The sequence below is a fragment of the Pseudomonas sp. 50_B genome, assembly GCF_017491625.1.
Classification (GTDB): domain Bacteria; phylum Pseudomonadota; class Gammaproteobacteria; order Pseudomonadales; family Pseudomonadaceae; genus Aquipseudomonas; species Aquipseudomonas danubii.
In genome coordinates, this window is record NZ_JAFGYX010000011.1 from 47155 (window position 1) to 70278 (window position 23124).

The 23124-nt window shown below is 65.2% G+C and carries 15 protein-coding genes and 2 riboswitches; of the genes, 6 read left to right on the forward strand and 9 right to left on the reverse strand.

Translation table 11 applies throughout. The annotated features are described in order from the left end of the window. Nucleotides 1-12 precede the first annotated feature (12 nt). Nucleotides 13-2037: a hypothetical protein gene (locus tag J5M73_RS16895; RefSeq protein ID WP_102864891.1), complete on the forward strand. Its 2025-nt coding sequence runs from the start codon at nt 13-15 to the stop codon at nt 2035-2037. Between the two features lie 75 nt (nt 2038-2112). Here the strand turns inward: J5M73_RS16895 and J5M73_RS16900 are convergent, their stop codons facing one another. The 7 genes from J5M73_RS16900 to cobW form a co-directional block, all read right to left on the reverse strand. After that, nucleotides 2113-2850 (reverse strand): DUF2182 domain-containing protein, encoded by a 738-nt coding sequence (locus tag J5M73_RS16900; protein ID WP_146036432.1) that lies wholly within the window; start codon nt 2848-2850, stop codon nt 2113-2115. Nucleotides 2851-2855: 5 nt separating this feature from the next. After that, complete coding sequence (locus J5M73_RS16905; RefSeq protein WP_102864889.1) at nt 2856-4430, reverse strand: tyrosinase family protein; 1575 nt, start codon at nt 4428-4430, stop codon at nt 2856-2858. 133 nt (nt 4431-4563) lie between these two features. After that, on the reverse strand, nt 4564-6210 hold the full coding sequence (locus tag J5M73_RS16910; protein ID WP_102864888.1) for a phospholipase D-like domain-containing protein: 1647 nt from the start codon (nt 6208-6210) through the stop codon (nt 4564-4566). A gap of 315 nt (nt 6211-6525) precedes the next feature. Next, the gene (locus J5M73_RS16915; RefSeq protein ID WP_102864887.1) at nt 6526-7125 is read right to left on the reverse strand and encodes a VWA domain-containing protein; all 600 of its coding nucleotides are present in this window, start codon (nt 7123-7125) and stop codon (nt 6526-6528) included. Between the two features lie 53 nt (nt 7126-7178). Further along, a complete protein-coding gene (locus J5M73_RS16920) occupies nt 7179-8186 on the reverse strand; it encodes an ATP-binding protein (protein ID WP_102864886.1) in 1008 nt (335 codons plus the stop codon). A 154-nt stretch (nt 8187-8340) separates the two neighbouring features. Further along, nucleotides 8341-12114 (reverse strand): cobaltochelatase subunit CobN, encoded by a 3774-nt coding sequence (cobN, locus tag J5M73_RS16925; protein ID WP_102864885.1) that lies wholly within the window; start codon nt 12112-12114, stop codon nt 8341-8343. A 3-nt stretch (nt 12115-12117) separates the two neighbouring features. Then, a complete protein-coding gene (gene cobW, locus J5M73_RS16930; RefSeq protein WP_102864884.1) occupies nt 12118-13188 on the reverse strand; it encodes a cobalamin biosynthesis protein CobW in 1071 nt (356 codons plus the stop codon). A gap of 97 nt (nt 13189-13285) precedes the next feature. Then, a riboswitch (cobalamin riboswitch) is annotated at nt 13286-13498 on the reverse strand. Between the two features lie 73 nt (nt 13499-13571). Then, nucleotides 13572-13804, forward strand: a riboswitch (cobalamin riboswitch). Nucleotides 13805-13900: 96 nt separating this feature from the next. Between cobW and J5M73_RS16935 the strand changes: the two genes are divergently transcribed. The 4 genes from J5M73_RS16935 (at nt 13901) to cobM (ending at nt 16043) form a co-directional block, all read left to right on the forward strand. Beyond that, complete coding sequence (locus J5M73_RS16935) at nt 13901-14089, forward strand: CbtB-domain containing protein (protein ID WP_060839964.1); 189 nt, start codon at nt 13901-13903, stop codon at nt 14087-14089. Nucleotides 14090-14100: 11 nt separating this feature from the next. Beyond that, nucleotides 14101-14802, forward strand: coding sequence for a CbtA family protein (locus J5M73_RS16940; RefSeq protein ID WP_102864883.1), 702 nt, complete (start codon nt 14101-14103; stop codon nt 14800-14802). After that, nucleotides 14799-15212, forward strand: a complete 414-nt coding sequence (locus tag J5M73_RS16945; RefSeq protein ID WP_102864882.1) for a cobalamin biosynthesis protein — start codon at nt 14799-14801, stop codon at nt 15210-15212. Before J5M73_RS16940 ends, J5M73_RS16945 begins: the two co-directional genes overlap by 4 nt. 84 nt (nt 15213-15296) lie before the next feature. Further along, on the forward strand, nt 15297-16043 hold the full coding sequence (cobM, locus tag J5M73_RS16950) for a precorrin-4 C(11)-methyltransferase (protein ID WP_102864881.1): 747 nt from the start codon (nt 15297-15299) through the stop codon (nt 16041-16043). Between the two features lie 175 nt (nt 16044-16218). Here cobM and nfuA read toward each other — a convergent pair whose 3' ends face one another. Together nfuA and J5M73_RS16960 are read right to left on the reverse strand one after the other, a co-directional pair. After that, complete coding sequence (gene nfuA / locus J5M73_RS16955; RefSeq protein WP_102864880.1) at nt 16219-16803, reverse strand: Fe-S biogenesis protein NfuA; 585 nt, start codon at nt 16801-16803, stop codon at nt 16219-16221. Nucleotides 16804-16946: 143 nt separating this feature from the next. After that, on the reverse strand, nt 16947-19238 hold the full coding sequence (locus tag J5M73_RS16960) for a fatty acid cis/trans isomerase (protein WP_102864879.1): 2292 nt from the start codon (nt 19236-19238) through the stop codon (nt 16947-16949). Nucleotides 19239-19394: 156 nt separating this feature from the next. Between J5M73_RS16960 and metH the strand changes: the two genes are divergently transcribed. Beyond that, nucleotides 19395-23105, forward strand: a complete 3711-nt coding sequence (gene metH, locus J5M73_RS16965; protein ID WP_102864878.1) for a methionine synthase — start codon at nt 19395-19397, stop codon at nt 23103-23105. Nucleotides 23106-23124 lie beyond the last annotated feature (19 nt).

A 23124-nucleotide genomic window follows, 5' to 3' on the forward strand; every position in this document is an offset into this window, starting at 1 on the left:
GAGCAACACAGCATGGACGTCCCCTTCCTGCGCTCGACCCTGGCCGCCGGCCTGCTGCTGGCCAGCGCCAGCGCCCTGGCCCACACCATGAACCACGGCAGCGATGAACACAGTGGCGGCTTCACCCCGGTGCCGCCGGACACGCCCTACCTGCAAGTGCTGCACAAATGCGTCAGCCCCCAGGACACCGAGGGCGACCAACTGCTCTCGGGCCTGGGCGGCACCCGTTACCCCCTGGTCAGCCTCAAGCAGCCGGAGCAGGTCCAGGCCTTCTACAGCCAGGGCATGGCCCTGCAATACGGTTTCAATTTCTCGGCAGCGATCCGCGCCTTCTATCAGGCCAGCCGCTTCGACGAAGGCTCGGCCATGCCCTATTGGGGCATCGCGCTGTCGGCCAACTCCAACATCAACAGTGTCGCCACCACCGGTTGCAACCAGTTGGCCTACCGCTCGGTTCAGATCGCCCTGGAGCACGCCAGCGCCCGGCTCAAGGACAGCGCCGCACAAGCCGCCTTCAGCCAGCGTCAGCTGCAGCGCGAGGTGGACTACGCCAAGGCGCTGCTGAGCCTGTATAGCGAAAAGGACGGCCAGGTCAGCCTCGGCGATGAGGGCAACAAGCGCTACGCCGACTCCATGAAAAAACTGTCGGAAGACTACTTTGACGACCTCGATGCCGCGACCCTGTACGCCGACGCCCTGCTCAGCCGCGACCCGTGGAAATGGTGGGACGGCACCGAGGCCGTATCCAATCAGGTCAAGCCGACCGACGCCGCCTACGAGGCCCTGCAAGTGCTCAACCGGGTGCTGGTCCAGGACCAGCAGCACACCGGGGCCAATCACTTCTACATCCACGCCATCGAGGAATCACCCTTCCCCGACAGCGGCCTGCCCATGGCCAATCGCTTCCGCGACCAGAACCCGGCCATCGGCCATCTGGTGCACATGGCCTCGCACATCTACCAGCGCACCGGCAACAACAACCTGGCCAGCGTGGCCAACTACACCGCCGTCTCGGTGGACCGCGCTTACGCCCATCAGGTCCAGCCGCAAAGCCCCTATGCCTTGCACTACCTGGGGCACAACATCCACTTCCTGACCTGGACACTGTCCATCGAAGGCCGGCAGAACGAATCCATGAACATGGCCGAGGAACTGGTGGAGAACACCACCCGCTACGCGGCCGTGCCCTTCCTTTGCCAGCAGTACCCCGAAGAGCTCAAGACCAAGAGCGACTACTTCTACGCGGTGCCCTACTACTTCGCCGTGCGCTTCGAGGACTGGGACGCCCTGGCACGGATTGAGCCAAAGATCGACGCCGGCCTGGCCACCCTCAACCAGACCTGCCGCGAGGCCAACCAGGGAACGGACAAGCCCTGGCAGGACTTGACCAAGCCCTACACCCAGCTGATGAAGGCCTATGCCCTGGCGTACCGGCAACTGAGCGCCCAGAACCTCAACCAGGACCAGGCCCGCGATGCCCTCAAGGGTTTCTGGCAGGCGGTCGCCGCCTCGCCCCAGCCCCTGACCGGCAAGGACGCCCTGCAATATGGCAACAATTCCGCGCTGCAGCTGCTGCGCATCGCCAACCTGACCCTGCTCGACCGCGCCCTGACCCGTGCCGCCGGCCCACTGGACCTGGCAGCCCTCAAAAACCTGGGCAACCAGGTATTCAACAACGCCAAAGAGGGCCTCAACGCTGACCTGCAGGCCCTGACCGGCGATGCCGGCCAGCAGCAGATTGCCGCCTGGCGCAAGGCTGTGGAGGTGCAAGACGCCCTGGCCTACAACGAGCCGCCGGACTGGTACTACACCCTGCGCGAGTCCCTGGGTTATGCCTTGCTGGCGCAGAAACGCTATGCCGAGGCGGAACAGGTGTTTCGTGAGGATCTGGCGGGCAACCGCCTCAGCGGCCGCTCCCTCAACGGCCTGAAACTGAGCCTGGAAAACCAGCCCGGCAAACAGGTCCCGGCGTTGCTCGAGGAGCAACTGCAAACCGCCTGGCGCAATGCCACGGTGAGCCCGGCGCCGCGGTTGTAGGCCTGAGGCAAAGGCTACCAAGGGGCGGGATCGCAACCGCGGGCGATCCTGCCCCTGGGCAACCTCAGACAACGACTAGGACAAACCCCGCGGATGACGAGGCCAGGGCCAGTACCAGCGCAAGCCCCGAGGCCGCAACAGGCGTTCGTAGAGCATCCACAGCATGCCCAGCAGCATCAGCGCCACATGCCCCTGTTCCAGCAGCACCGGCAACAGCATCAGCGGCCAGCAGGAACCTACGCACCAAGCCCCGGCGGACAGGCCAAAACCCAGGCAGTCCCTCAGATAGCCCAGGCCAAAGGCACAGATCCGCGGCTGCCGGTGGCACTGGTTCAGGCAATGTTGCTTGAACGGCGAGGCCTGCCAGACCAGGCACAACAGCAACGCGGCGAAAAAACCCTGCCACGCACTCAGGCCGAACCACACCCGGACCGCCACCACCAGCCCCATCAGCACCACGCCTGCCAGGCTCCAGACCGCGCCGAAGCCCAGCACGAACAGGGCAACGCCCTGCCAACGCTTGCGCCGCAAGCTACGGTGCCAGACATAGAGCAAGGGCTGCACCAACAGCAGTGGCAGCATGGCAAGCAGCATCAGCCACCAGCCCTGCAACAATTGCTGCGGTGGATTGAACAGCAACGCCTGCTCGATGCCCCGCCAGCCCAAGGCATAACCCGACAACGGCAGGCTGCCGCAGAACGCCGGAATCGACAGCATCGCCGTCGACCCCAGCAACCACCCCCACCCCACCAGGCTGATCAGCAGCAACCAGGGCCGCGGGTTCTGGCCCAAGGGTCGCAGGCCACGTAGCACGCCCCTCAACCGCCCAGCCGGGTAAGGCTGACCCGCGCTACCGTGATCTGGTCCTCGGCAGGCACCGCCGCCCTGGACACCAGACGGATATTCAACTGATCCGCCGAGGTGATACCCCCCAGGTGCAGGGCATCGATGATATCGGTGATCTCGAACACCTCGGTGATGCCGTGCCCGCCGTGCTCGTGGTCGGTACGACTGGCATCGCTCACGCCGAACAACGACAAGACCCCGGCCCGCAGCTCCGGATGCTGAGCCGGATCGGCATCGGCCGGCAGGTTGACATAGACCTCCAGCAACACCGCATCGCTGTTGCCGCGAATATTCTCCAGGTTGAGAAATACCCGGTCCGGCGGCGTGAAGCTAGCCGCGAACAGGTTCGACTTCAGGCTGCTGAACACCTGTTGCGCGCCCTGCTTGTCCAGTTGCACTGAGGTCTGCACCGAGTGCCCGACGATTTCCAGCGGCGCACGATTGGCCCCTATCACTTCTGTTTCCGGTTCCTTGGCCATCAATGCTCCGCTGGCGCTGAAGTTCTGCAATTGATCGGTTGCCAGACCCAGGCGCTGCAAGCGCTGGTGCAGACGGTTGCCCTGGCTCTTGGCGGGAGCCGTGGTGTCGTATCGATAGTTGAGCCTGGGCGCCAGGGTATCGAGCACCTCCGCCACCTTGAATTTCCATGGTTCGCCATCGACCTGGGGCACGATAAAGGGCCGGCTCAGTTTGTCGGGGCCGTTGTACCAGTTGGACTTGTCGGGGTTGCTGTGCTCCTCGGGGCTGTCCAGCCAGACCTGCCACAATCGGTCGATATTGGCATGGTGCAGCCAGAAGATCGGGTCCAGCGCGGCGGTATTGGGATAGCTCATCAGGCCACGAACCGTATACCGAGAACCGTCGGGAGCGGTTCGCACCTGATCGCGGCCACCGACTTCGGTATGCACGACGTTGTGCGGGCACGACTCCAGGCCGCCTGTGACACCGCTTCTAAGCAGGGTTTTCGGGGTACCGCCAAAGCCGGGCGGGCTGCCTTCGCTGCCGCCCTCGTACCTCGGGTCGTCCAGACAGCCGAGACCGATCAGGCTGCCATCGAGCACGACGTTGCCGTCTCCCAAAAGGCCAAAGCGCTTTTCAACATACAGCGGGTTGGGCCCCTCATTGTTTGGCAGGGTCTTGGCGGCAAAGCACGCGGGCAGGTGCAGGGACCGCTGCCCCTCGTTGTAATTCCAGTAAGGCAGCGCCCAATCCTTGGGACCACCCAGCTGGACGACCACATCGCGGACGATCTGTTCGAAGGACGCCAGGTAACCGCGGTGCCAGGGCAGGAAGAACCAGTTGCCATGCTGGCACTGGTCCCAGTACAGCAGCTGTTCCGCTTCGTTGGGCAGTGCCTCACCGGCCTTGAGGTAGCCGTCCATCCTCCACCACGACTCGGAGAATCCGTGAATCGCCGCGAGGAATCGCCAACTGGTGCGATCGGTGATCGGACGCTGGAGCAGGACGCCAACCGCCCTGGCATACCACAACAGGGTCGGGTCCCAATCGCCGCTCAATTTCCCTACATCACGCCGTATATAAACCATGATTTATCTCCCTGAAAAGGCTCCGTTGCGGAGGGAGCGCTCGCTCCGCTGGCAACGCTAGATCAGGTGATATCAATCTGCCTGCCAGGCCCCGGTAAAAGCGGACCGATGGCAGGCCGTTCGGCGGCTCGGTTCAGCGCCCGGAAAAACGCAGGCGCGACAGCTGGCGCAGGTCGCCTTCCAGGTAATAGTCATCGCTCCAGCGGTCGTCCACCGCCAGGGGCCGGACCTGCTTGAGGGCCAACTGCCTGGCGAAGTAGCGAAACCGGTAATGCTCATAGAAGCGCAGCAGTTCCAGGCCGTAGCGATCCGCCAGATCGGTGTCGCCACGGATGATCAGGTAGTTCTCGTCATTGCTCTGGCTGGCGCCGACGCTGAGGTTGTGGCTGCCGCTGATGATCACCGGAGCCTCGCTGGTGAAGTCGGTCACCAGCGCCTTGGTGTGCACCAGCAGGTTGCCCCTCTGGCCCTTCAGACCCTCCTTGAGCCAGCCTTCCAGGCCCTTGTTGAGCAAGGCGGTGGCGGCAAACTCGGCGGTGCGATCGGCGTGGAAGCCGGTGATGCGACTGGCCGTGTTTTGCAGGCCATAACGCAGCACATCGTCGTGGGGCTGGCCGAGCAAGGCGTCGAGAATCCTGTCGGGCAAGGCGAAGGCGGTGACGAACAGCAGGTCGCGGCGGGCGCCGTTGATGATGTCGACGAACTCACTGAGATCGCCCTGCCCCCTGCGCGGAGAAAAACCGGCGAACAGCGGTGCATCCGGCTGCATGGGATTGTCCTGGGTCAACCATTTGCGCGTGGCGCCCACGTCCGTCGGCGCCTGCCAGATCTGCTCGAACACCTGTAGATAGCGCCCGGCAATGTCCGGGTGATCGAGGCTGTGCAGCACATTGGCCTGGCGGTAGACCCCGTTGGCGGTGAAGTTGGTGCTGCCACAGAGCACCGCTTCGGGCTGACGCTGGCCGGCGGCGTCGAGGCGGCTGAGGACGATGAACTTGTCATGGAAGATCCCGTGGGTCACCCGCCCGCGTTTGCTGTGCTCGGGCAGGTGCTGCAGGCTGGCCTGGTTCTGCGTGGTGTCGTCGTCCCCGGGGCCGGCGTGGTACAGCACCCGCACGTGCACGCCACGGTCGAAGGCGGCGTTGACCGCGTCAACGACGGCCTGCAACTGGTACTCGTAGATGGCGACGTCCAGGCTCCAGCTGGCATCCGTGGCGCGCTGGATAAACCCCAGAAGCGCCTCCAGCAGACCGTTTTCCAGCCATTGCCGCGGGGCGTCGGGCCAGGACTCGATGGGCAGTTTCTTGTTGTTGCTGAGCAACGCATCCAGTTGCGGAAACTTGCGCGAGAAGGCCTGGCTGGCGGCCACGGCACGGTTGAAGATCACCTGCTGCCCCGGCGGCTGGCCGTTGTCGGCGGTGATGCTCAGTTCCAGGGCCTCCCCCAGTTGCGGCGCATCGGGGCTGCCGTAGGCCAGATGCACCCGATAGTTGAGGGTGGTGCCGGGGCGGACCGCGTAGTCGGCCCAGCGAAACTTCTGCAGCGGCGCCTGATCGCTGGGGGTGGCGTTGTATTGGGGGAAGGTATGGGTCTTGCCGGGGAAGGTCAGGCTATTGAACAGAAACAGCCAGGGCTTGCTGCCGACCTGCTTCTCGATGGCGAAGCCCAGCAGCCCCTTGCGCCGTGACGCATCCAGATCCATGGCCAGCAACACCCCATTGGTCCCGGCATAGGCCTTGACCCGGAAATCGTCCTTATCGTTACGCACCAGTACCCGCATCGCTTCACTCCTGTGTTGGCGCAGGCAGTGTAGCCGCTGCCAAGCCTCGGCGAGGCTGCGTAAAGGTCCGCAGGACCTTGCCTGGTGATCGACTGACGAGTCTCTAGCGCTCTCAGGTTTTTTGCGACCCTGCGGGCCGTTCGCAGCCTGCGGCAGCGGCTACACCAGCCCGGATTGACACTGGCTGTAGCCGCTGCCGAGCCACGGCGAGGCTGCGAAAAGGCCCGCAGGGCCTTACCTGGCGATCAACCGTCAAGCCACGGCACCCGCTGGAACTGTGCGGCCCTGCGGGCCGTTCGCAGCCTGCGGCAGCGGCTACAGGTCGATGTGTTGGTAGGTGGCGTTGAGGCGTGTGGCCAGTTCGCGGGCGCGGCCCAGGCGGATCGGGCCGCGTTCGATGTCGAGCAGCAAGGTCGGGCAGTTCAGGGGCTGCAACAGCGGCAGGGTTTTCAGGCGGCCGTCGGTGATCAGCAGTACGCGCTGCTGTTCCGCCGGCAGGCGCCGCTGGCGCTGTTCCAGCCACTGGGCCGCTTCGCTCAGGGCTTGTGGCAAGGGCGTGCCGCCAGCAGCACCGAGGCCATCGAGCCAGTGCCGCAGGTCCTGGGAGGCTTTCAGGCCCTGGACCTGCCAGCTCGGTGCGCGGCCGCTGGCGGTGAGCAGGGCCAGGCGCGCGCGCTGGCGGTAGGCGTCGTCGAACAGTTGCGCCAGCAGGCCCTTGGCGTCGCTCAGGGCGCTGTGGCGGCGGGTCGAGGCCGAGGCGTCGACGATCACCAGCCACAGTTCATGGGGCGCGCGGCTGCGCAGGCGAAACAGCAGGTCTTGGCGCAAGCGCGGCCGGCCCTTGAGCAAGGTGCCGGGCCAGTTGATGGAACCGGCGCGGGCCTCGCGGCCTTTGCCTTGCCGGCCATGATCCAGGTGCCCCGCCCGGGGCTTGGCATCCGCCCCCCGATCAGTGCGGGGACGAATGCCTAGGGCTTTTTTGGCCAGCTGGGCACTTCACGCCGGGCGCCGGTGGGCAACGCCTGGGCCGGCATTTCGCCCCATTGGCCCTGGCCTTCACTGGGGTTGGCATTGGCTGACGCCGGCGTCTGGGGGCTGGGCTCCGATTGCGGCGCACTGGGCGCAGTCTCTCGGCGGCGGTGGCGCAAGGCAAACTCGGCGACCGCGTCGATGTCCTGCTCGGCGATAGCGCTGGCACCGCGCCAGGCGGCGTGGGCCCGGGCGGCTCGCAACCACACCAGGTCGGCGCGCAGGCCGTCGACGCCTGCAGCGAAGCAACGCTCGGTGATCAGCTCCAGGGACAGGTCATCGAGGGCGATGGCCGGCAGCAGCGCTCGGGCCTGCTGGCAACGCTCGCGCAACGCCGTTTGCGCCTCGGCCCATTGGCCGCAGAAGCCCTGGGGATCGCTGTCGAAATCCAGGCGCCGGCGGATGATCTGCCCGCGCTCCTGCGGCGCGGGCTGGCCGCTCAAGGCGACGTTGAGGCCGAAGCGGTCCAGCAGTTGCGGACGCAGTTCGCCCTCTTCCGGGTTCATGGTGCCAATCAGCACGAACTTCGCCGAATGGCGATGGGAAATACCGTCGCGCTCGATCAGGTTGGTGCCGCTGGCGGCCACGTCCAGCAGCAGGTCCACCAGGTGATCAGGCAGCAGGTTGACTTCATCGACATAGAGCACACCACCGTCGGCCTTGGCCAGAACCCCCGGAGAGAACTGCGCCCGGCCTTCGCCCAGGGCGGCGTCCAAATCCAGGGTGCCCACCAGGCGCTCTTCGGTGGCGCCCAGGGGCAAGGTGACGAACTGGCCGCTGGCCAAGAGATCGGCCAGGCCCCGGGCCAGGGTCGACTTGGCCATGCCCCGCGGGCCTTCGATCAGCACACCGCCGATCTTCGGGTCGATGGCGGTCAGGCACAGGGCCAGTTTCAGGCGTTCGGCGCCGACCACGGCGGACAGCGGAAAATGGGGGGTGTCGCTCATGTCGGGGTCTCGCTCAAGGGTTGTGCAAACATCAGGGGGTGGCCGCTGCTACAGGTTGCGATCGGCACCGCAGAGCCGTCGCGAGGAGGTTCGGGGCGGTAGCACGTGACGTCGACGTCGTCGGCGTTCGCAGCCTGCGGCAGCGGCTACAGGCTCAGCTGTCTTCTTCAATATCCAGCAACAGGTGCTCCAGGGCTTCACGATAATCGCCGGGTTCTTGCCACAGGCCGCGCTGCTGGGCTTCCAGCAGGCGCTCGGTCATGTCGCGCAGGGCGTGGGGATTATGCTGGCGGACGAACTCGCGGGTCGAGTCGTCCAGCAGGTAGGCGTCTGCCAGCAAGGCGTACTGGTGATCGTCGATCAGCTCGGTGGTGGCGTCGAAGGCGAACAGGTTGTCCAGGGTCGCGGCCATTTCAAAGGCGCCCTTGTAGCCATGGCGCTTGACCCCTTCGATCCACTTCGGATTGGCCGCCCGGGAGCGGATCACCCGGTTCAGTTCTTCCTTGAGGGTGCGGATCTTCGGCAGGTCCGGCTGGCTGTGGTCGCCGTGGTAGCTGGCGGCCTTGGCCCCGCTGAGGCTTTCCACCGCGGCCAACATGCCGCCCTGGAACTGGTAATAGTCGTTGGAATCCAGCAGGTCGTGCTCGCGGTTGTCCTGGTTCTGCAACACCGCCTGCACCTGGCTCAAGCGGGTGGCGAACTGCTCGCGGGCGGCGGTGCCTTCGTCGCTGCCGCCATAGGCGTAGCCGCCCCAGTTCAGGTAGACCTCGGCCAGGTCCTCGCGGCTCTGCCACAGGCGACCGTCGATGGCGCCCTGGACCCCGGCGCCATAGGCTCCGGGCTTGGCGCCGAAGATCCGCCAGCCAGCCTGACGCGCGGCCGCGTCCTGCTCCAGGCCGGAGGCGATCAAGGCCTCGCGCTCGGCGCGGACCCTGGCCGCCAGCGGGTTCATGTCCTCAGGCTCGTCGAGGGCCGCCACCGCCTGCACCGCCGCGTCGAACAGGCGGATCAGGTTGGCGAAGGCGTCGCGGAAGAACCCGGACACCCGCAGGGTCACGTCGACCCGCGGCCGGTCCAGCAGGCTCAGGGGCAGGATCTCGAAATCGTCCACCCGCTGGCTGCCGGTGGCCCACACCGGGCGCACGCCCATCAGGGCCATGGCCTGGGCAATGTCGTCGCCGCCGGTGCGCATGGTGGCGGTGCCCCAGACCGACAGGCCCAGTTGCAACAAGTGATCGCCGTGGTCCTGCAGGTGGCGTTCGAGAATCAGGTTCGCCGACTGGAAACCGATGCGCCAGGCGGTGGTGGTGGGCAGGTTGCGCACGTCCACCGAATAGAAGTTGCGCCCGGTGGGCAGCACGTCCAGACGCCCGCGGCTGGGCGCGCCGCTGGGTCCGGCGGGGACGAAACGGCCGTTCAAGGCGTTCAGCAGGCCACGCATTTCCGCCGGGCCGCATGCGTCCAGGCGCGGCGCGACCACTTCGCGCAAGGCGTCGATGATGACCCGCACCGGCTCCCAGCCCGGCTCATCCAACTGCGCCACCGGGCCCTGGAGCGCGGCTTCGATCAATGCTGCGGCGTACAGTTCCAGGCGTTCGCGCACATCGCCCGCCGTGCGCCACAAGGCATCGCTGAGCTGTCGCAACGGCTGCGGGCGGCGCCCGGTCCAGGGTTCGGCCAGGGCGCAGTCCAGCGGATCGAAGCCCAGGTCGAAGGCCTTGGCCAAGGCCCGCAGCAGACTGGCATGGGCGCCCTTGCCATCGCCCCGGGGAATGCGCAGCAGGGCCAGCAGGGTGTCGATGCGCAGTCGGCCGTCGGGGGATTCGCCGAACACGTGCAGGCCATCGCGGATCTGCGACTCCTTGAGGTCGCACAGGTAAGTGTCCAGGCGCGGCAGCCAGATCGCCGCGTCGGCGTCGCTGTCCAGCTGTTCGCCCAGTTGCAACTCGCGGTCGATGTGGGTCTCGCGCACCAGTTGCAGGATGTCCCGTTGCAGCTCGCGGGCGCGACGTGGGTCCAGCAGTTGGGCTTCGTAGTACTCGTCCGCCAGCAGTTCCAGGTTACGCAGCGGGCCGTAGGTTTCGGCACGGGTCAGGGGCGGCATCAGGTGGTCGATGATCACCGCCTGGGTGCGGCGCTTGGCCTGGGCGCCCTCCCCCGGGTCATTGACAATGAACGGGTAGATGTTCGGCAGCGGCCCCAGCAGCGCGTCCGGCCAGCAGTTCTCCGACAGGCCGACACCCTTGCCCGGCAGCCATTCCAGGTTGCCGTGCTTGCCGACGTGGATCAGCGCATGGGCGCCGTAGGTCTGGCGCAGCCAGAAGTAGAACGCCAGGTAGCCATGGGGCGGCACCAGGTCCGGGTCGTGGTAGACCGCGCTGGGGTCCACCTGATAACCCCGGGCCGGCTGGATGCCGACGAAGGTCAGGCCAAAACGCAGGCCGGCGATCATCATCCGCCCGTCGCGGAACATCGGGTCTTGCTGCGGTGCGCCCCAGCGCTGCAGCACTGCCTCGCGGTTGGCGGCGGGCAGGGCCTGGAACATCAGCGCGTAGTCGTCCAGGGCCAGGCTTTGCTGACACGGGCGCTGGTCGAGGCTGTCCAGGTCGTTGCTGACCCCGCCGAGCAACTGGCGGATCAGCTCGCTGCCGCTGGCGGGCAACTCGGCCGGCAGTGGGTAGCCTTCGGCGTGCAGGGCCTTGAGGATGTTCAGCGCCGCAGCCGGAGTATCCAGGCCGACGCCGTTGCCGATGCGCCCGTCCCGGGTCGGGTAGTTGGCCAGCACCAGGGCAATGCGCTTGTGGCCGTTGTCCAGGCGCCCCAGTTCGACCCAGCGCCGGGCCAGCTCGGCGACAAAGTCCATGCGTTCGGGCTGGCCGCGGTAGCACACCACGTCCGACTGGCTGCGCTCGCTGCGCCAGGCCAGGTCCTTGAAGCTGATGGGCCGGCTGATGATGCGCCCGTCCAGTTCCGGCAAGGCGATGTGCATGGCCAGGTCCCGCGGTCCCAGGCCTTGCTCGCTGTCGCGCCAGCCTGGTTCGTTGTCCTGGGCGCAGATGGCCTGGATCACCGGGATATTGCGGCGGAACGGCCGCAAGTGCGGCGCCTCGGGGCTGGACTGGGCAAAGCCGGTGGTGTTGAGGATCACCCCGGCCGCGGTTTCATCCAGCCAGTCTTCCACCTGGCTCAGGCAGCCGGGCTCCTTGAGGCTGGCCACCGCGATCGGCAAGGGGTTGAGGCCCGCCGCCAGCAAACGCTGGCAGAACAGGTCGATAAAGCCGGTGTTGGCTGCCTGCAGGTGGGAGCGGTAGAACAGCAGCGCCGCCACCGCTTGACCAGGCTGCCAATCGGCCTGCCAGTCGCTGAGGGCGGCCTGGCTCTTGTGCGGGTGGTAGATCGCCGTACGTGGCAGGGTCTGCGGTTCGCTCCAGGGGTAGTCGCGCCCCAGCAGGCCGCTGGCCAGGCAGCGGTAGAAATTCAGCGCGTTGTCCCGCCCGCCCTGGCGCAGGAACTGCCACAGGCGGTCGCGCTCGACGGGGCCCACGGTGCTCAGGTCGCTGAGCTCCGGGTCCGGGCGGTCGTCCCCCGGCACCAGGATCAGTTGCACCCCGCGCTGGGACAGCTCCACCAGCCGCTCGACGCCGTAGCGCCAGTAGCCGATGCCGCCGTGCAGGGAGATCAGGATCACCTTGGCGTGGCGCAGCACCTGGTCCACATACAGATCCACCGAAGCGTGGTTCTGCACCTGCATCGGGTTGGCCAGGCGAAAACTGGGGTAATCCTCGGGCAACTGCTCGGCGGCATCCGCCAGCAGCGCCAGGCTGGAGTCGCCGCTGCACAGGATCACCAGCTCGGCGGGGGTTTGTCCAAGGTCGGCAATGTTGTCATCCGACACGAAACCGCCGGGCTGGGTCCTGAGCAGGTGCATGGCTTACACGCTGAGGGCGGCGCGCAGTTGCGCTTCGAGTTGGGCGGCGTCCAGTTCCTGGCCGATCAGTACCAAGCGCGTGGTGCGGGCTTCGTCAGCGCCCCACTTGCGGTCGAAGTGCTTGTCGAAGCGCGTGCCCACGCCCTGGATCAGCAAACGCATCGGCTTGTTGGGGATCGCGGCAAAGCCCTTGACCCGCAGGATGCCGTGCTTGACCACCAGCTGGGTCAGGGCGTCCAGCAGCAGGCTTTCGTCGGCCTGGGGCAGTTCGATGGAGATGGAATCGAAGGCGTCGTGATCGTGGTCGTCGTGGTCATCATCGCCGTCGTGGTGGTGATCGTGGTGACTGTGGCGGCCGTCGATATGCTCCTCGGAACCGGCGCCCAGGCCCAGCAGCACGTCCAGGGGCAGGCGGCCGCTGCTGGCTTCGATGACTTTCACCGCCGGCGGCAGTTCTTCGGCCACTTCCAGGCGCACCTTGGCCAGGTCTGCGGGGTCGATCAGGTCGGTCTTGTTGAGGATCACCAGGTCAGCGCTGGACAGTTGGTCGGCGAACAGCTCGTGCAGCGGCGATTCGTGGTCCAGGTTGGGGTCGAGCTTGCGCTGGGCGTCCACTTGCTCGGGGAACGCGGCGAAGGTGCCGGCGGCCACGGCCGGGCTGTCGACCACGGTGATCACCGCGTCGACGGTGCAGGCGCTGCGGATTTCCGGCCACTGGAAGGCCTGGACCAGGGGCTTGGGCAGGGCCAGGCCGGAGGTTTCGATAAGGATGTGGTCCAGGTCGCCACGGCGCGCCACCAGTTCGCGCATCACTGGGAAGAACTCTTCCTGCACGGTGCAGCACAGGCAGCCGTTGGCCAGCTCGTAGACCCGGCCGCTGGCCTCTTCCTCGGTGCAGCCGATGGAGCATTGCTTGAGGATCTCGCCGTCGATGCCCAGCTCGCCGAACTCGTTGACGATCACCGCGATGCGCCGGCCCTGGGCGTTGTCCAGCATGTGCCGCAGCAAGGTGGTCTTACCCGAGCCAAGGAAGCCGGTGACGATGGTGACGGGAAGTTTGGCCAGTGTTTTCATCGGATGCCCCTTGGCAAAGGTGGCGGGCATACGGGACGAGAGCCGCAGCGCAGAGGCGCGCGGAGATTTCGCCACCGGATCACCCCGCCCGGTTGTAGTGAGAATCTGGGATCGAGGCAGGTCTCCTGGCTGGGGGCTTGCCAGTCATTGGACTGGCGGTTTCCGCGCCTTCCCGCAGGCGTTACGAACGCCAATGCAGTGGCCTTGCAGAAATGAAACCCTTCACAGTTGCGGGGGCAGCCGCGGCATCGACCGCGTTCCCTTCTTAGCTTCGACCGCTGGCCGAAGAACCTCGAAGGCGCAAGGCTACGCAGAGCGCGGGGGACGGTCAATCGGCAATACACCGGCATCCGCAATTGACGACGTTACCCCGCCCATGATTTGCTACGCGCCTTGTTACGGGTGCCCTTCACAGGGTGAAACGGGAAACCGGTGAATCACGTGCTTTACTAAAAAGTCGTGACCAGTCCGGTGCTGCCCCCGCAACGGTAAGCGAGCGAAGTGTCAGATCCACTGTGCCAAGGCATGGGAAGGCGACACTTTTCGGCACGGTACGACATGAGTCGCCCCCTGCCCCTCGCGAGCCCGGAGACCGGCCCGCAACACACACATAACAAACCCGCGGTGGGCGGGCGCTGTTGCAAACCCTGCGTGCTCCTCACGCGGGGTTTTCCTGCGCTCCTCCCCCGCCGACACTCCAAAGGGAAGCGCCATGTCGATCATCAGCAGCACCAGCCATTCCGCCAGCAGCACCTCCACCCTGAGCCAGCGCCTGGTGGCCGCCATCGGCGCTTCGCTGCTGGGCGCCTGCCTGGTGTACTTCGCCGGTTTCTCCCATATCGAAGCGGTGCACAACGCCGCCCACGACACTCGTCACAGCGCTGCTTTCCCTTGCCACTGAGACCTGCCGACATGATCAAGCGTATTGCACAAACCGCAGGCTTCAGCGGGTTGCTGGCGGCCTTGCTGCTGACCCTGCTGCAGAGCTTCTGGGTGGCCCCGCTGATTCTGCAGGCGGAAACCTATGAACAGGCCCCGGCGGCCGAAGTCCACGAACACGCCGAAGGCGCCATGGCCGGTCACAGCCATGATGCCGAGGCCTGGGAACCGGAAGACGGCTGGCAGCGCACCCTGTCCACCACCGGTGGCAACCTGGTGGTGGCGGTCGGCTTCGCCCTGATGCTGGCCGGACTCTATACCCTGCGGGCGCCCAGCCGCACTTCCCAGGGCCTGCTCTGGGGCCTGGCCGGTTATGCGACTTTCTGCCTGGCGCCAACCCTGGGCCTGCCGCCGGAGTTGCCGGGCACCGCGGCCGCCGATCTGGTGCAGCGCCAGGTCTGGTGGATCGGCGCTGCCGCTTCCACCGCCGTGGGCCTTGCCCTGATTGTGTTCGCAGGCAACTGGCTGCTGAAACTGCTGGGCGCCGCCATCATCGCCGTGCCTCACGTGATCGGCGCACCACAACCGGAAGTGCATTCGATGCTGGCCCCGGAAGAACTGGAAGCGCAGTTCAAGATCGCCTCGCAGTTGACCAATGCGGCGTTCTGGCTGGCCCTCGGGCTGATCAGCGCCTGGCTGTTCCGGCGCAAGAACACGGACCTGTACCCGACATGATCGAAAGGCGCGCGGCGCCGGCCCTGGTGGTCGGCCTGGGCTGCCAGAAAGGCTGCCCGGCGACCACGCTGCGCGCCCTGCTTGAGCAGGTGCTGCAAGCCCACGGCCTGGAGAGCGGGCAATTGCTGGCCCTGGCCAGTATCGACTTGAAGCGTAGCGAACCCGGCCTGCTGCAACTGGCGGATCAACTGGCCCTGCCACTGACCTGCTTCAGCAGCAGTCAACTGGCGCCTTATGCCCCGCGCCTGAGCCATCGTTCACAGATCGCCTTTGAACACAGCGGCTGCTATGGCGTTGCCGAAAGCGCCGCCCTGGCCATGGCCGAACAGCTGTCCGGTGGCCCGGCCGAACTGCTGGTTCCCAGGCAAAAATGCGCCCAGGCCACCCTGGCATTGGCCACTGCCCGGTAGAATCGCCGACAATTCCCTTCTTCGAACATGAGCGTTCTTCATCTGCCGCTCTGCTCCCGCCTTTTTTTTGCACAGGACACAGCCATGACTGTCTATTTCATCGGTGCCGGTCCCGGCGATCCGGAACTGATCACGGTCAAGGGCCAGCGCCTGATCCATCGCTGCCCGGTGATCATCTACGCCGGCTCGCTGGTGCCCGAGGCCGTCCTCGAAGGCCACAGCGCGATACGAGTGATCAACAGCGCCGAGCTGCATCTGGAACAGATCATCGAGGCGATCAAGCACGCGCACGACCAGGGCCAGGATGTAGCCCGGGTACATTCCGGCGATCCGAGCCTGTATGGCGCCATTGGCGAGCAGATCCGCTGCCTGCGGGAGCTGGGTATTCCCTTCGAGATCATCCCTGGCGTCACCGCCACCGCCGCCTGTGCCGCCCTGCTGGGAGCCGAATTGACCCTGCCGGATGTGTCCCAAAGCGTGATCCTGACCCGCTATGCGGACAAGACTGCCATGCCGGCCGGTGAAGAATTCGCTAGCCTCGCGGCCCACGGCGCCACCATGGCGATTCACCTGGGGGTCAACCACCTGGAGAAGATAGTCACAGAGCTGCTGCCGCACTACGGCGCCGACTGCCCGATTGCCGTGGTACACCGAGCCACCTGGCCGGACCAGGACTGGGTCCTGGGCACCCTGGCGGACATTGCCGATAAAGTCGCGGCCAAGGGCTTCCGGCGCACGGCGCTGATCCTGGTGGGCCGGGTGCTGGCCACGGACGCGTTCAGCGAATCATCGCTGTACCGCGCCGGACACGCGCACCTCTATCGCCCCTGACCCTCTTTGCAGGAACTGGCTCGCCAGCGAAGGCAATCTCGGCGTTGGCGCAAGGCTCTAGGGCCCTTTCGCCGGCAAGCCGGCTCCTACGGAGGCTTATTTCGGGAGGCGTTGGTTTGCGGGCATAAAAAAACGGCGCTCACGGGGCGCCGTTTTTTTGTTCGCAGCGAACGCCTTAGTAGTAGGCGTTTTCTTTCTGCGTGTGGTCGGTGACATCACGTACGCCCTTGAGCTCGGGGATGCGCTCGAGCAGGGTGCGCTCGATGCCTTCCTTCAAGGTCACGTCGGCCTGGCCGCAACCCTGGCAACCGCCACCGAATTGCAGCACGGCGATGCCGTCGTCAACGACGTCGATCAGGCTGACCTGACCGCCGTGGCTGGCCAGCCCTGGGTTGATCTCGGTTTGCAGGTAGTAGTTGATGCGTTCGTTGACCGGACTGTCGGCATTGACCATCGGCACCTTGGCGTTGGGCGCCTTGATGGTCAGCTGGCCGCCCATGCGGTCGGTGGCGTAGTCGACCACCGCGTCATCGAGAAAGCCTTCGCTGAAGGCGTCGATGTAGGCGGTGAAGCTCTTCAGGCCAAGGGCCTTGTCTTCGGGTTTCTCTTCGCCCGGCTTGCAATAGGCGATGCAGGTCTCGGCGTACTGAGTTCCTGGCTGGGTAATGAAGATGCGGATGCCAATCCCCGGGGTGTTCTGCTTGGATAGCAGATCAGCCAGATAATCGTGGGCGGCGTCGGTAATGGTTATGGCGCTCATGGTGGTTCCTCGCAGACGTGGGCGCAGTTTACGCCAATCGACGCCGCTGACAAAGTCCTAGTATTTTTGTCGGGATAGACCTTGGTATAGGGCTTCCCCGGGGCCCGCCAGCGGGCGTCCCGAGGACAGATAGCGGCCCTGTATCAGAGGTTTTCGTAACGGTTCATGTCCATGACTCCGGCCTCGACCGGGTCGACTTCCTGCAGATAACGGGTCTGATCGTGGAAGTACTGCCAGAACTGCGGATGACTGCGGCGAATCCCCCAGCGATCGACGATCTTCTCGAAGCCGGCGGCATCCCTGGCCGCTTGCATGGCCTGGACAAATGCCGGCACCTGCTCGCTCGGAACGTTGAACATGAAGTTCGGATAACTGCTGAGAATGCCCGGAAAAATGGTCAGGGTGTCCAGGCCCGGCTGGTAGCGTAGCGACTCGCCCAGCATGAAGGCCACGTTACTGTGGGCGCGATTGCGCAGCATGCTGTAGAACTCGCGCTTGCCGCTCGGGGCCTGGACCCGCAGCAAGGTGGCTTCCGGCAACTGCTCGATGACCTTGAGTCCCGCCGCCGGACGCGACGCCAGGCGGCTCAGGGCCTGATCGGCATCCTGCAACGCCGGGTCGATATTGGGCCGCGAGCAATAGGCACTGTCACAGCGATTGATCGGGTCCGGCTTGGCGTTGAGCTCGCCATAGCGGGCCAGCAACTGATGGGCGAAGTCTTTCTTCGGGTCCTTGGGGTCCAGTTTCAGGGCGCTGCGCTTGTCGTCGTCGATGGACTCGTAATCCAGCCACATCTTGAACTTGCCGCTGTTCTGGTACCAATCGTCAAGGAAATCTTCACGAGTCCCAGCGGGCATCAGGCGCAGGAAGTTCTGCTCGGCGCCGTTGCGGATCAGGTCGAAGTACAACCGGGTCTGGGCCTGGTGGGAGACGTTGCCGAACACGTCGAAATTCACCGCCAACTGATAATAGGTGCGCTCCAGCAGCGGGTAATCGAACAGCCACATCGTCTGCGGCACCTCGCCGATCAGGCCCTTGCTCACCGAAGCACTGTCGAAGTGGCGGAAGATGCTCAGCAGCGCGTTGTCGTTGCCGGCCCACAGGGTCGACCAGCTGGGGGCCGGAGAGTCGGCATAGAAGTCGCGGCGCAGGGCTTCGTACTCGTTGCGCTTGTCGCGATAGGACAGCCACAGGCTGAGCACGCTGCCGACATCGTCGTTCTGCCCAGGCATGGCCAACAGCGGTGTGGCTTGGCCACGATAGGTAGGATCGGTGATGTACAGGTCGTGTTCCGGGGCCTGGAACAGCGCCCAGAAGTTGTCGCGGATCACATCGGTGGCGATCTGCCCGCGGCACACCGGGCCACGAATGAAGGTGCGCACGAAGTATTCGGCGTTATCCAGCATGAACTGGTAGCGGGCCTTGGCCGGAATCGCCTCGAAGGTCTCGAACGGATTGGCCCGGCGCCCCGGCCCGTAGCCCGGCAAGGCGCTGACCTGCCAGTCGCCGCTGTAGAACAGGGTCTTGACCCGGGCCATCTTCGCCGCGCTCAGCGGGTAGGTGATGTGGGTCTTGTGCACGATCACCCCTTGCACCGGCCACAGGCGGTAATACACCTGGGTGCCCGGGTCGTCGTTGGGGCGCCGGGTGTTGATCAGGTCGATGGGCTGGCCGCTGGGGGTCCGCGAGCGCACCCACTGGAAGAAGTGCCCCGGCTCGCCGCCTTCGAAATAGATATGGGCCAGGAACCAGTGCTCGTAGAGCCAGCGCGCCACCAGGCTTTCCCGCGCGCCGGGGGCGTTGAGCAGGTTCTCCCACTGGGCCACTTGCAGGCTTTCCCGGGCACTGGGGGCCAGGCCCTGTTCGTCGATCGGCGCGCCGGAGGCCAGCCAGCGTTGCAGGGTCTGGTACTGCTGGTCAGTGAGGCCGGTGACGGCCAGGGGCATGCCCTCCTTGGGATGAGCACCGGCATAGGCGTCGAACTCCCCCGGCTGCGGGCACATGTTCTCCCGGCTCAAGCCCAGCACGATCTCGCTGGGCAGCTTGGCATTGGGTTGCAAGGGGGTGCGGTGGCCGAGTTCGAGCATGCGCGCCATCAGCGCTGCCTGGCTGCCCTGGGCGTCGAGCACCGAATAGAAGCCCTGGCGCTGCCAGGCCGCCTTGCCGCTGGCGTCATAGAACAGCCGCGTAGGCGCCTGGGCCTTGCTGCGCTCACCGTCGTACACCGGAATCTTCGAGGCACCGCGACCGGCCCCTTCGCCACTGCCCAGGTTGAGCTGACAGGCGGAGTCGTAGCAGGCATGACAGGCCACGCACTTCTCGGTGAAGATCGGCTGGATGTCGCGGGTGTAGGAAATGGCCGGTGCGGGACCTTGGGCCATGCACAATGAACTGAGCAGCAGCAAAGCGCTGGCAACGACAAAACGGTACGGCATGTCCCTGGTCCCGAAAGTAAAAAAAACGCCGCGATTCTACCGATGTCGCCCGGCCACCAACATGAGCGATATTCATGTAAAACCCGTACATGCCGCAAATCCATGCAGGTTTGCTATGATCCACGCCCTTCGTTATGGCCCTACCAGGTAGTTCTCATGTCTGATCGCAGTGCTCGCCTCCACGCTCTCCAGCAAGCCCTCAAAGAGCGCATTCTGATTCTCGATGGCGGCATGGGCACCATGATCCAGAGCTACAAGCTCGAAGAACAGGACTACCGTGGCAAGCGTTTCGCCGACTGGCCCAGCGACGTCAAGGGCAACAACGACCTGCTGGTGATCACCCGTCCGGACGTGATCGGTGGCATCGAAAAAGCCTATCTGGATGCCGGCGCCGACATCCTGGAAACCAACACCTTCAACGCCACACGCATTTCCATGGCCGATTACGGCATGGAAGAACTGGCCTACGAATTAAACGTAGAGGGCGCACGCCTGGCCCGCAAGGTGGCCGACGCCAAGACCCAGGAGAACCCGGACAAGCCGCGCTTCGTCGCCGGCGTCCTGGGCCCGACCAGCCGCACCTGCTCGCTGTCGCCCGACGTCAACAACCCCGGCTACCGCAACGTCACCTTCGATGAACTGGTGGAGAACTACACCGAGTCCACCAAGGGCCTGATCGAAGGCGGCGCCGACCTGATCCTGATCGAGACCATCTTCGACACCTTGAACGCCAAGGCGGCAATCTTCGCCGTACAGGGCGTGTTCGAAGAGTTGGGCGTCGAGCTGCCGATCATGATTTCCGGGACCATCACCGATGCCTCTGGCCGCACCCTGTCGGGCCAGACCACCGAGGCCTTCTGGAACTCCGTGGCCCACGCCAAGCCGATCTCGGTGGGCCTGAACTGCGCCCTGGGCGCCAGCGAACTGCGCCCCTACCTGGAAGAGCTGTCGAACAAGGCCAGCACCCACGTTTCGGCGCACCCCAACGCCGGCCTGCCCAACGAATTCGGCGAATACGACGAACTGCCGGAGCAAACCGCCAAGGTCATCGAGGAATTCGCCCAGAGCGGCTTCCTGAATATCGTCGGCGGCTGCTGCGGCACCACCCCGGGGCACATTGCCGCCATCGCCAAAGCCGTGGCCGGTTATGCCCCGCGACAGATCCCGGACATTCCGAAGGCTTGCCGCCTGTCGGGCCTGGAGCCCTTCACCATCGATCGCAACTCGCTGTTCGTGAACGTTGGTGAGCGCACCAACATCACCGGTTCGGCCAAGTTCGCCCGGCTGATCCGCGAGGACAACTACACCGAGGCCCTGGAAGTCGCCCTGCAGCAGGTGGAAGCTGGCGCCCAGGTGATCGACATCAACATGGACGAAGGGATGCTGGACTCGAAGAAGGCCATGGTCACCTTCCTCAATCTGATCGCCGGCGAGCCGGACATCTCCCGCGTACCGATCATGATCGACTCCTCGAAGTGGGAAGTGATCGAAGCCGGCCTCAAGTGCATCCAGGGCAAGGGCATCGTCAACTCCATCAGCATGAAAGAAGGCGTCGAGCAGTTCATTCACCACGCCAAGTTGTGCAAGCGCTACGGCGCTGCCGTTGTGGTAATGGCCTTCGACGAGGTCGGCCAGGCCGACACCGAGGCGCGCAAGAAGGAAATCTGCAAGCGCTCCTACGACATTCTGGTCAATGAAGTGGGCTTCCCGCCGGAAGACATCATCTTTGACCCGAACATCTTCGCCGTGGCCACCGGCATCGAGGAACACAACAACTACGCGGTGGACTTCATCAACGCCTGCGCCTACATCCGCGACGAACTGCCCTATGCCCTGAGCTCCGGCGGCGTGTCCAACGTGTCGTTCTCGTTCCGCGGCAACAACCCGGTGCGTGAGGCGATCCACTCGGTGTTCCTGCTGTACGCGATCCGCAATGGCCTGACCATGGGCATCGTCAACGCCGGCCAGCTGGAGATCTACGACCAGATCCCGCAGCAGCTGCGTGACGCCGTGGAAGACGTGGTGCTCAACCGCACGCCAAACGGCACCGACGCGCTGCTGGCCATCGCCGACCAGTTCAAGGGCGATGGCAGCGTCAAGGAGGCGGAAACCGAGGAATGGCGCAGCTGGGACGTCAACAAGCGCCTGGAGCACGCCCTGGTCAAGGGCATCACCAGCCATATCGTCGAAGACACCGAAGAGTCGCGCCTGAGTTTCAGCCGCCCGATCGAAGTGATCGAAGGCCCGCTGATGTCCGGCATGAACGTGGTCGGCGACCTGTTTGGCGCCGGCAAGATGTTCCTGCCCCAGGTGGTGAAATCCGCCCGGGTGATGAAACAGGCAGTAGCCCACCTGATTCCGTTCATCGAACTGGAGAAAGGCGACAAGCCGGAGGCCAAGGGCAAGATCCTCATGGCCACGGTCAAGGGCGACGTGCACGACATCGGCAAGAACATCGTCGGCGTGGTCCTGGGCTGCAACGGCTACGACATCGTCGACCTCGGGGTGATGGTGCCGGCGGAGAAGATCCTCCAGGTGGCCAAGGAGCAGAAGTGCGACATCATCGGCCTGTCCGGGCTGATCACTCCGTCCCTGGACGAGATGGTCCACGTCGCCCGCGAGATGCAGCGCCAGGATTTCCACCTGCCGCTGATGATTGGTGGCGCCACCACCTCCAAGGCCCACACCGCGGTGAAGATCGAACCCAAGTACAGCAATGACGCGGTGGTCTACGTCACCGACGCCTCCCGCGCCGTGGGCGTGGCCACCCAGCTGCTGTCCAAGGAGCTCAAGGCCGGCTTCGTCGAGAAGACCCGGGAGGAGTACGTGGAGGTGCGCGAGCGCACCGCCAACCGCAGCGCCCGTACCGAGCGCCTGAGCTACGCCGCAGCCATCGCCAAGAAGCCACAGTTCGACTGGGCCAACTACCAGCCGGTCAAGCCAACCTTCACCGGCGCCCGGGTGCTGGACAACATCGACCTCAAGGTGCTGGCCGAGTACATCGACTGGACGCCGTTCTTCATCTCCTGGGACCTGGCCGGCAAGTACCCGCGCATCCTTGAAGACGAAGTGGTCGGTGAAGCCGCCACCGCCCTGTATAAGGACGCCCGGGAGATGCTCGACAAGCTGATCAATGAAAAACTGATCAGCGCCCGGGCGGTATTCGGCTTCTGGCCGGCCAACCAGGTGCAGGACGACGACCTGGAAGTCTACGGCGACGACGGCCAGCCACTGGCCCGCCTGCACCACCTGCGCCAGCAGATCATCAAGACCGACGGCAAGCCGAACTTCTCCCTGGCGGACTTCGTCGCACCCAAAGACAGCGGCATCACTGACTATGTCGGCGGCTTCATCACCACCGCCGGGATCGGCGCCGAGGAAGTGGCCAAGGCCTATCAGGATGCCGGCGACGACTACAACTCGATCATGGTCAAGGCCCTGGCCGATCGCCTGGCCGAAGCCTGCGCCGAGTGGCTGCACCAGCAGGTGCGCAAGGACTACTGGGGCTATGCCCAGGATGAGCAGCTGGACAACGAGGCGCTGATCAAGGAGCAGTACAGCGGTATCCGCCCTGCCCCGGGTTATCCGGCCTGCCCGGATCACACCGAGAAGAGCACCCTGTTCGCCCTGCTCGACCCCGAGGCCAGCGAAGGCCGCGCCGGCCGCAGTGGCGTGTTCCTCACCGAACACTTCGCCATGTTCCCGGCGGCTGCAGTCAGCGGCTGGTACTTCGCCCACCCGCAGGCGCAGTACTTTGCGGTGGGCAAGGTCGACAAGGACCAGGTACAGAGCTACACCGAGCGCAAGGGCCAGGACCTGGCCGTAAGCGAGCGCTGGCTGGCGCCGAACCTGGGCTACGACAACTGACCCAGACTCTGTAGGAGCC

Bases quoted from the DNA above. Each gene is read 5' to 3' on its own strand.
- J5M73_RS16895 (WP_102864891.1), top strand. From the start codon at position 13: ATGGACGTCCCCTTCCTGCGCTCGACCCTGGCCGCCGGCCTGCTGCTG.
- metH (WP_102864878.1), top strand. From the start codon at position 19,395: ATGTCTGATCGCAGTGCTCGCCTCCACGCTCTCCAGCAAGCCCTCAAA.
- cobM (WP_102864881.1), top strand. From the start codon at position 15,297: ATGACTGTCTATTTCATCGGTGCCGGTCCCGGCGATCCGGAACTGATC.
- J5M73_RS16945 (WP_102864882.1), top strand. From the start codon at position 14,799: ATGATCGAAAGGCGCGCGGCGCCGGCCCTGGTGGTCGGCCTGGGCTGC.
- J5M73_RS16940 (WP_102864883.1), top strand. From the start codon at position 14,101: ATGATCAAGCGTATTGCACAAACCGCAGGCTTCAGCGGGTTGCTGGCG.
- J5M73_RS16935 (WP_060839964.1), top strand. From the start codon at position 13,901: ATGTCGATCATCAGCAGCACCAGCCATTCCGCCAGCAGCACCTCCACC.
- cobW (WP_102864884.1), bottom strand. From the start codon at position 13,188: ATGAAAACACTGGCCAAACTTCCCGTCACCATCGTCACCGGCTTCCTT.
- J5M73_RS16960 (WP_102864879.1), bottom strand. From the start codon at position 19,238: ATGCCGTACCGTTTTGTCGTTGCCAGCGCTTTGCTGCTGCTCAGTTCA.
- nfuA (WP_102864880.1), bottom strand. From the start codon at position 16,803: ATGAGCGCCATAACCATTACCGACGCCGCCCACGATTATCTGGCTGAT.
- cobN (WP_102864885.1), bottom strand. From the start codon at position 12,114: ATGCACCTGCTCAGGACCCAGCCCGGCGGTTTCGTGTCGGATGACAAC.
- J5M73_RS16910 (WP_102864888.1), bottom strand. From the start codon at position 6,210: ATGCGGGTACTGGTGCGTAACGATAAGGACGATTTCCGGGTCAAGGCC.
- J5M73_RS16905 (WP_102864889.1), bottom strand. From the start codon at position 4,430: ATGGTTTATATACGGCGTGATGTAGGGAAATTGAGCGGCGATTGGGAC.
- J5M73_RS16920 (WP_102864886.1), bottom strand. From the start codon at position 8,186: ATGAGCGACACCCCCCATTTTCCGCTGTCCGCCGTGGTCGGCGCCGAA.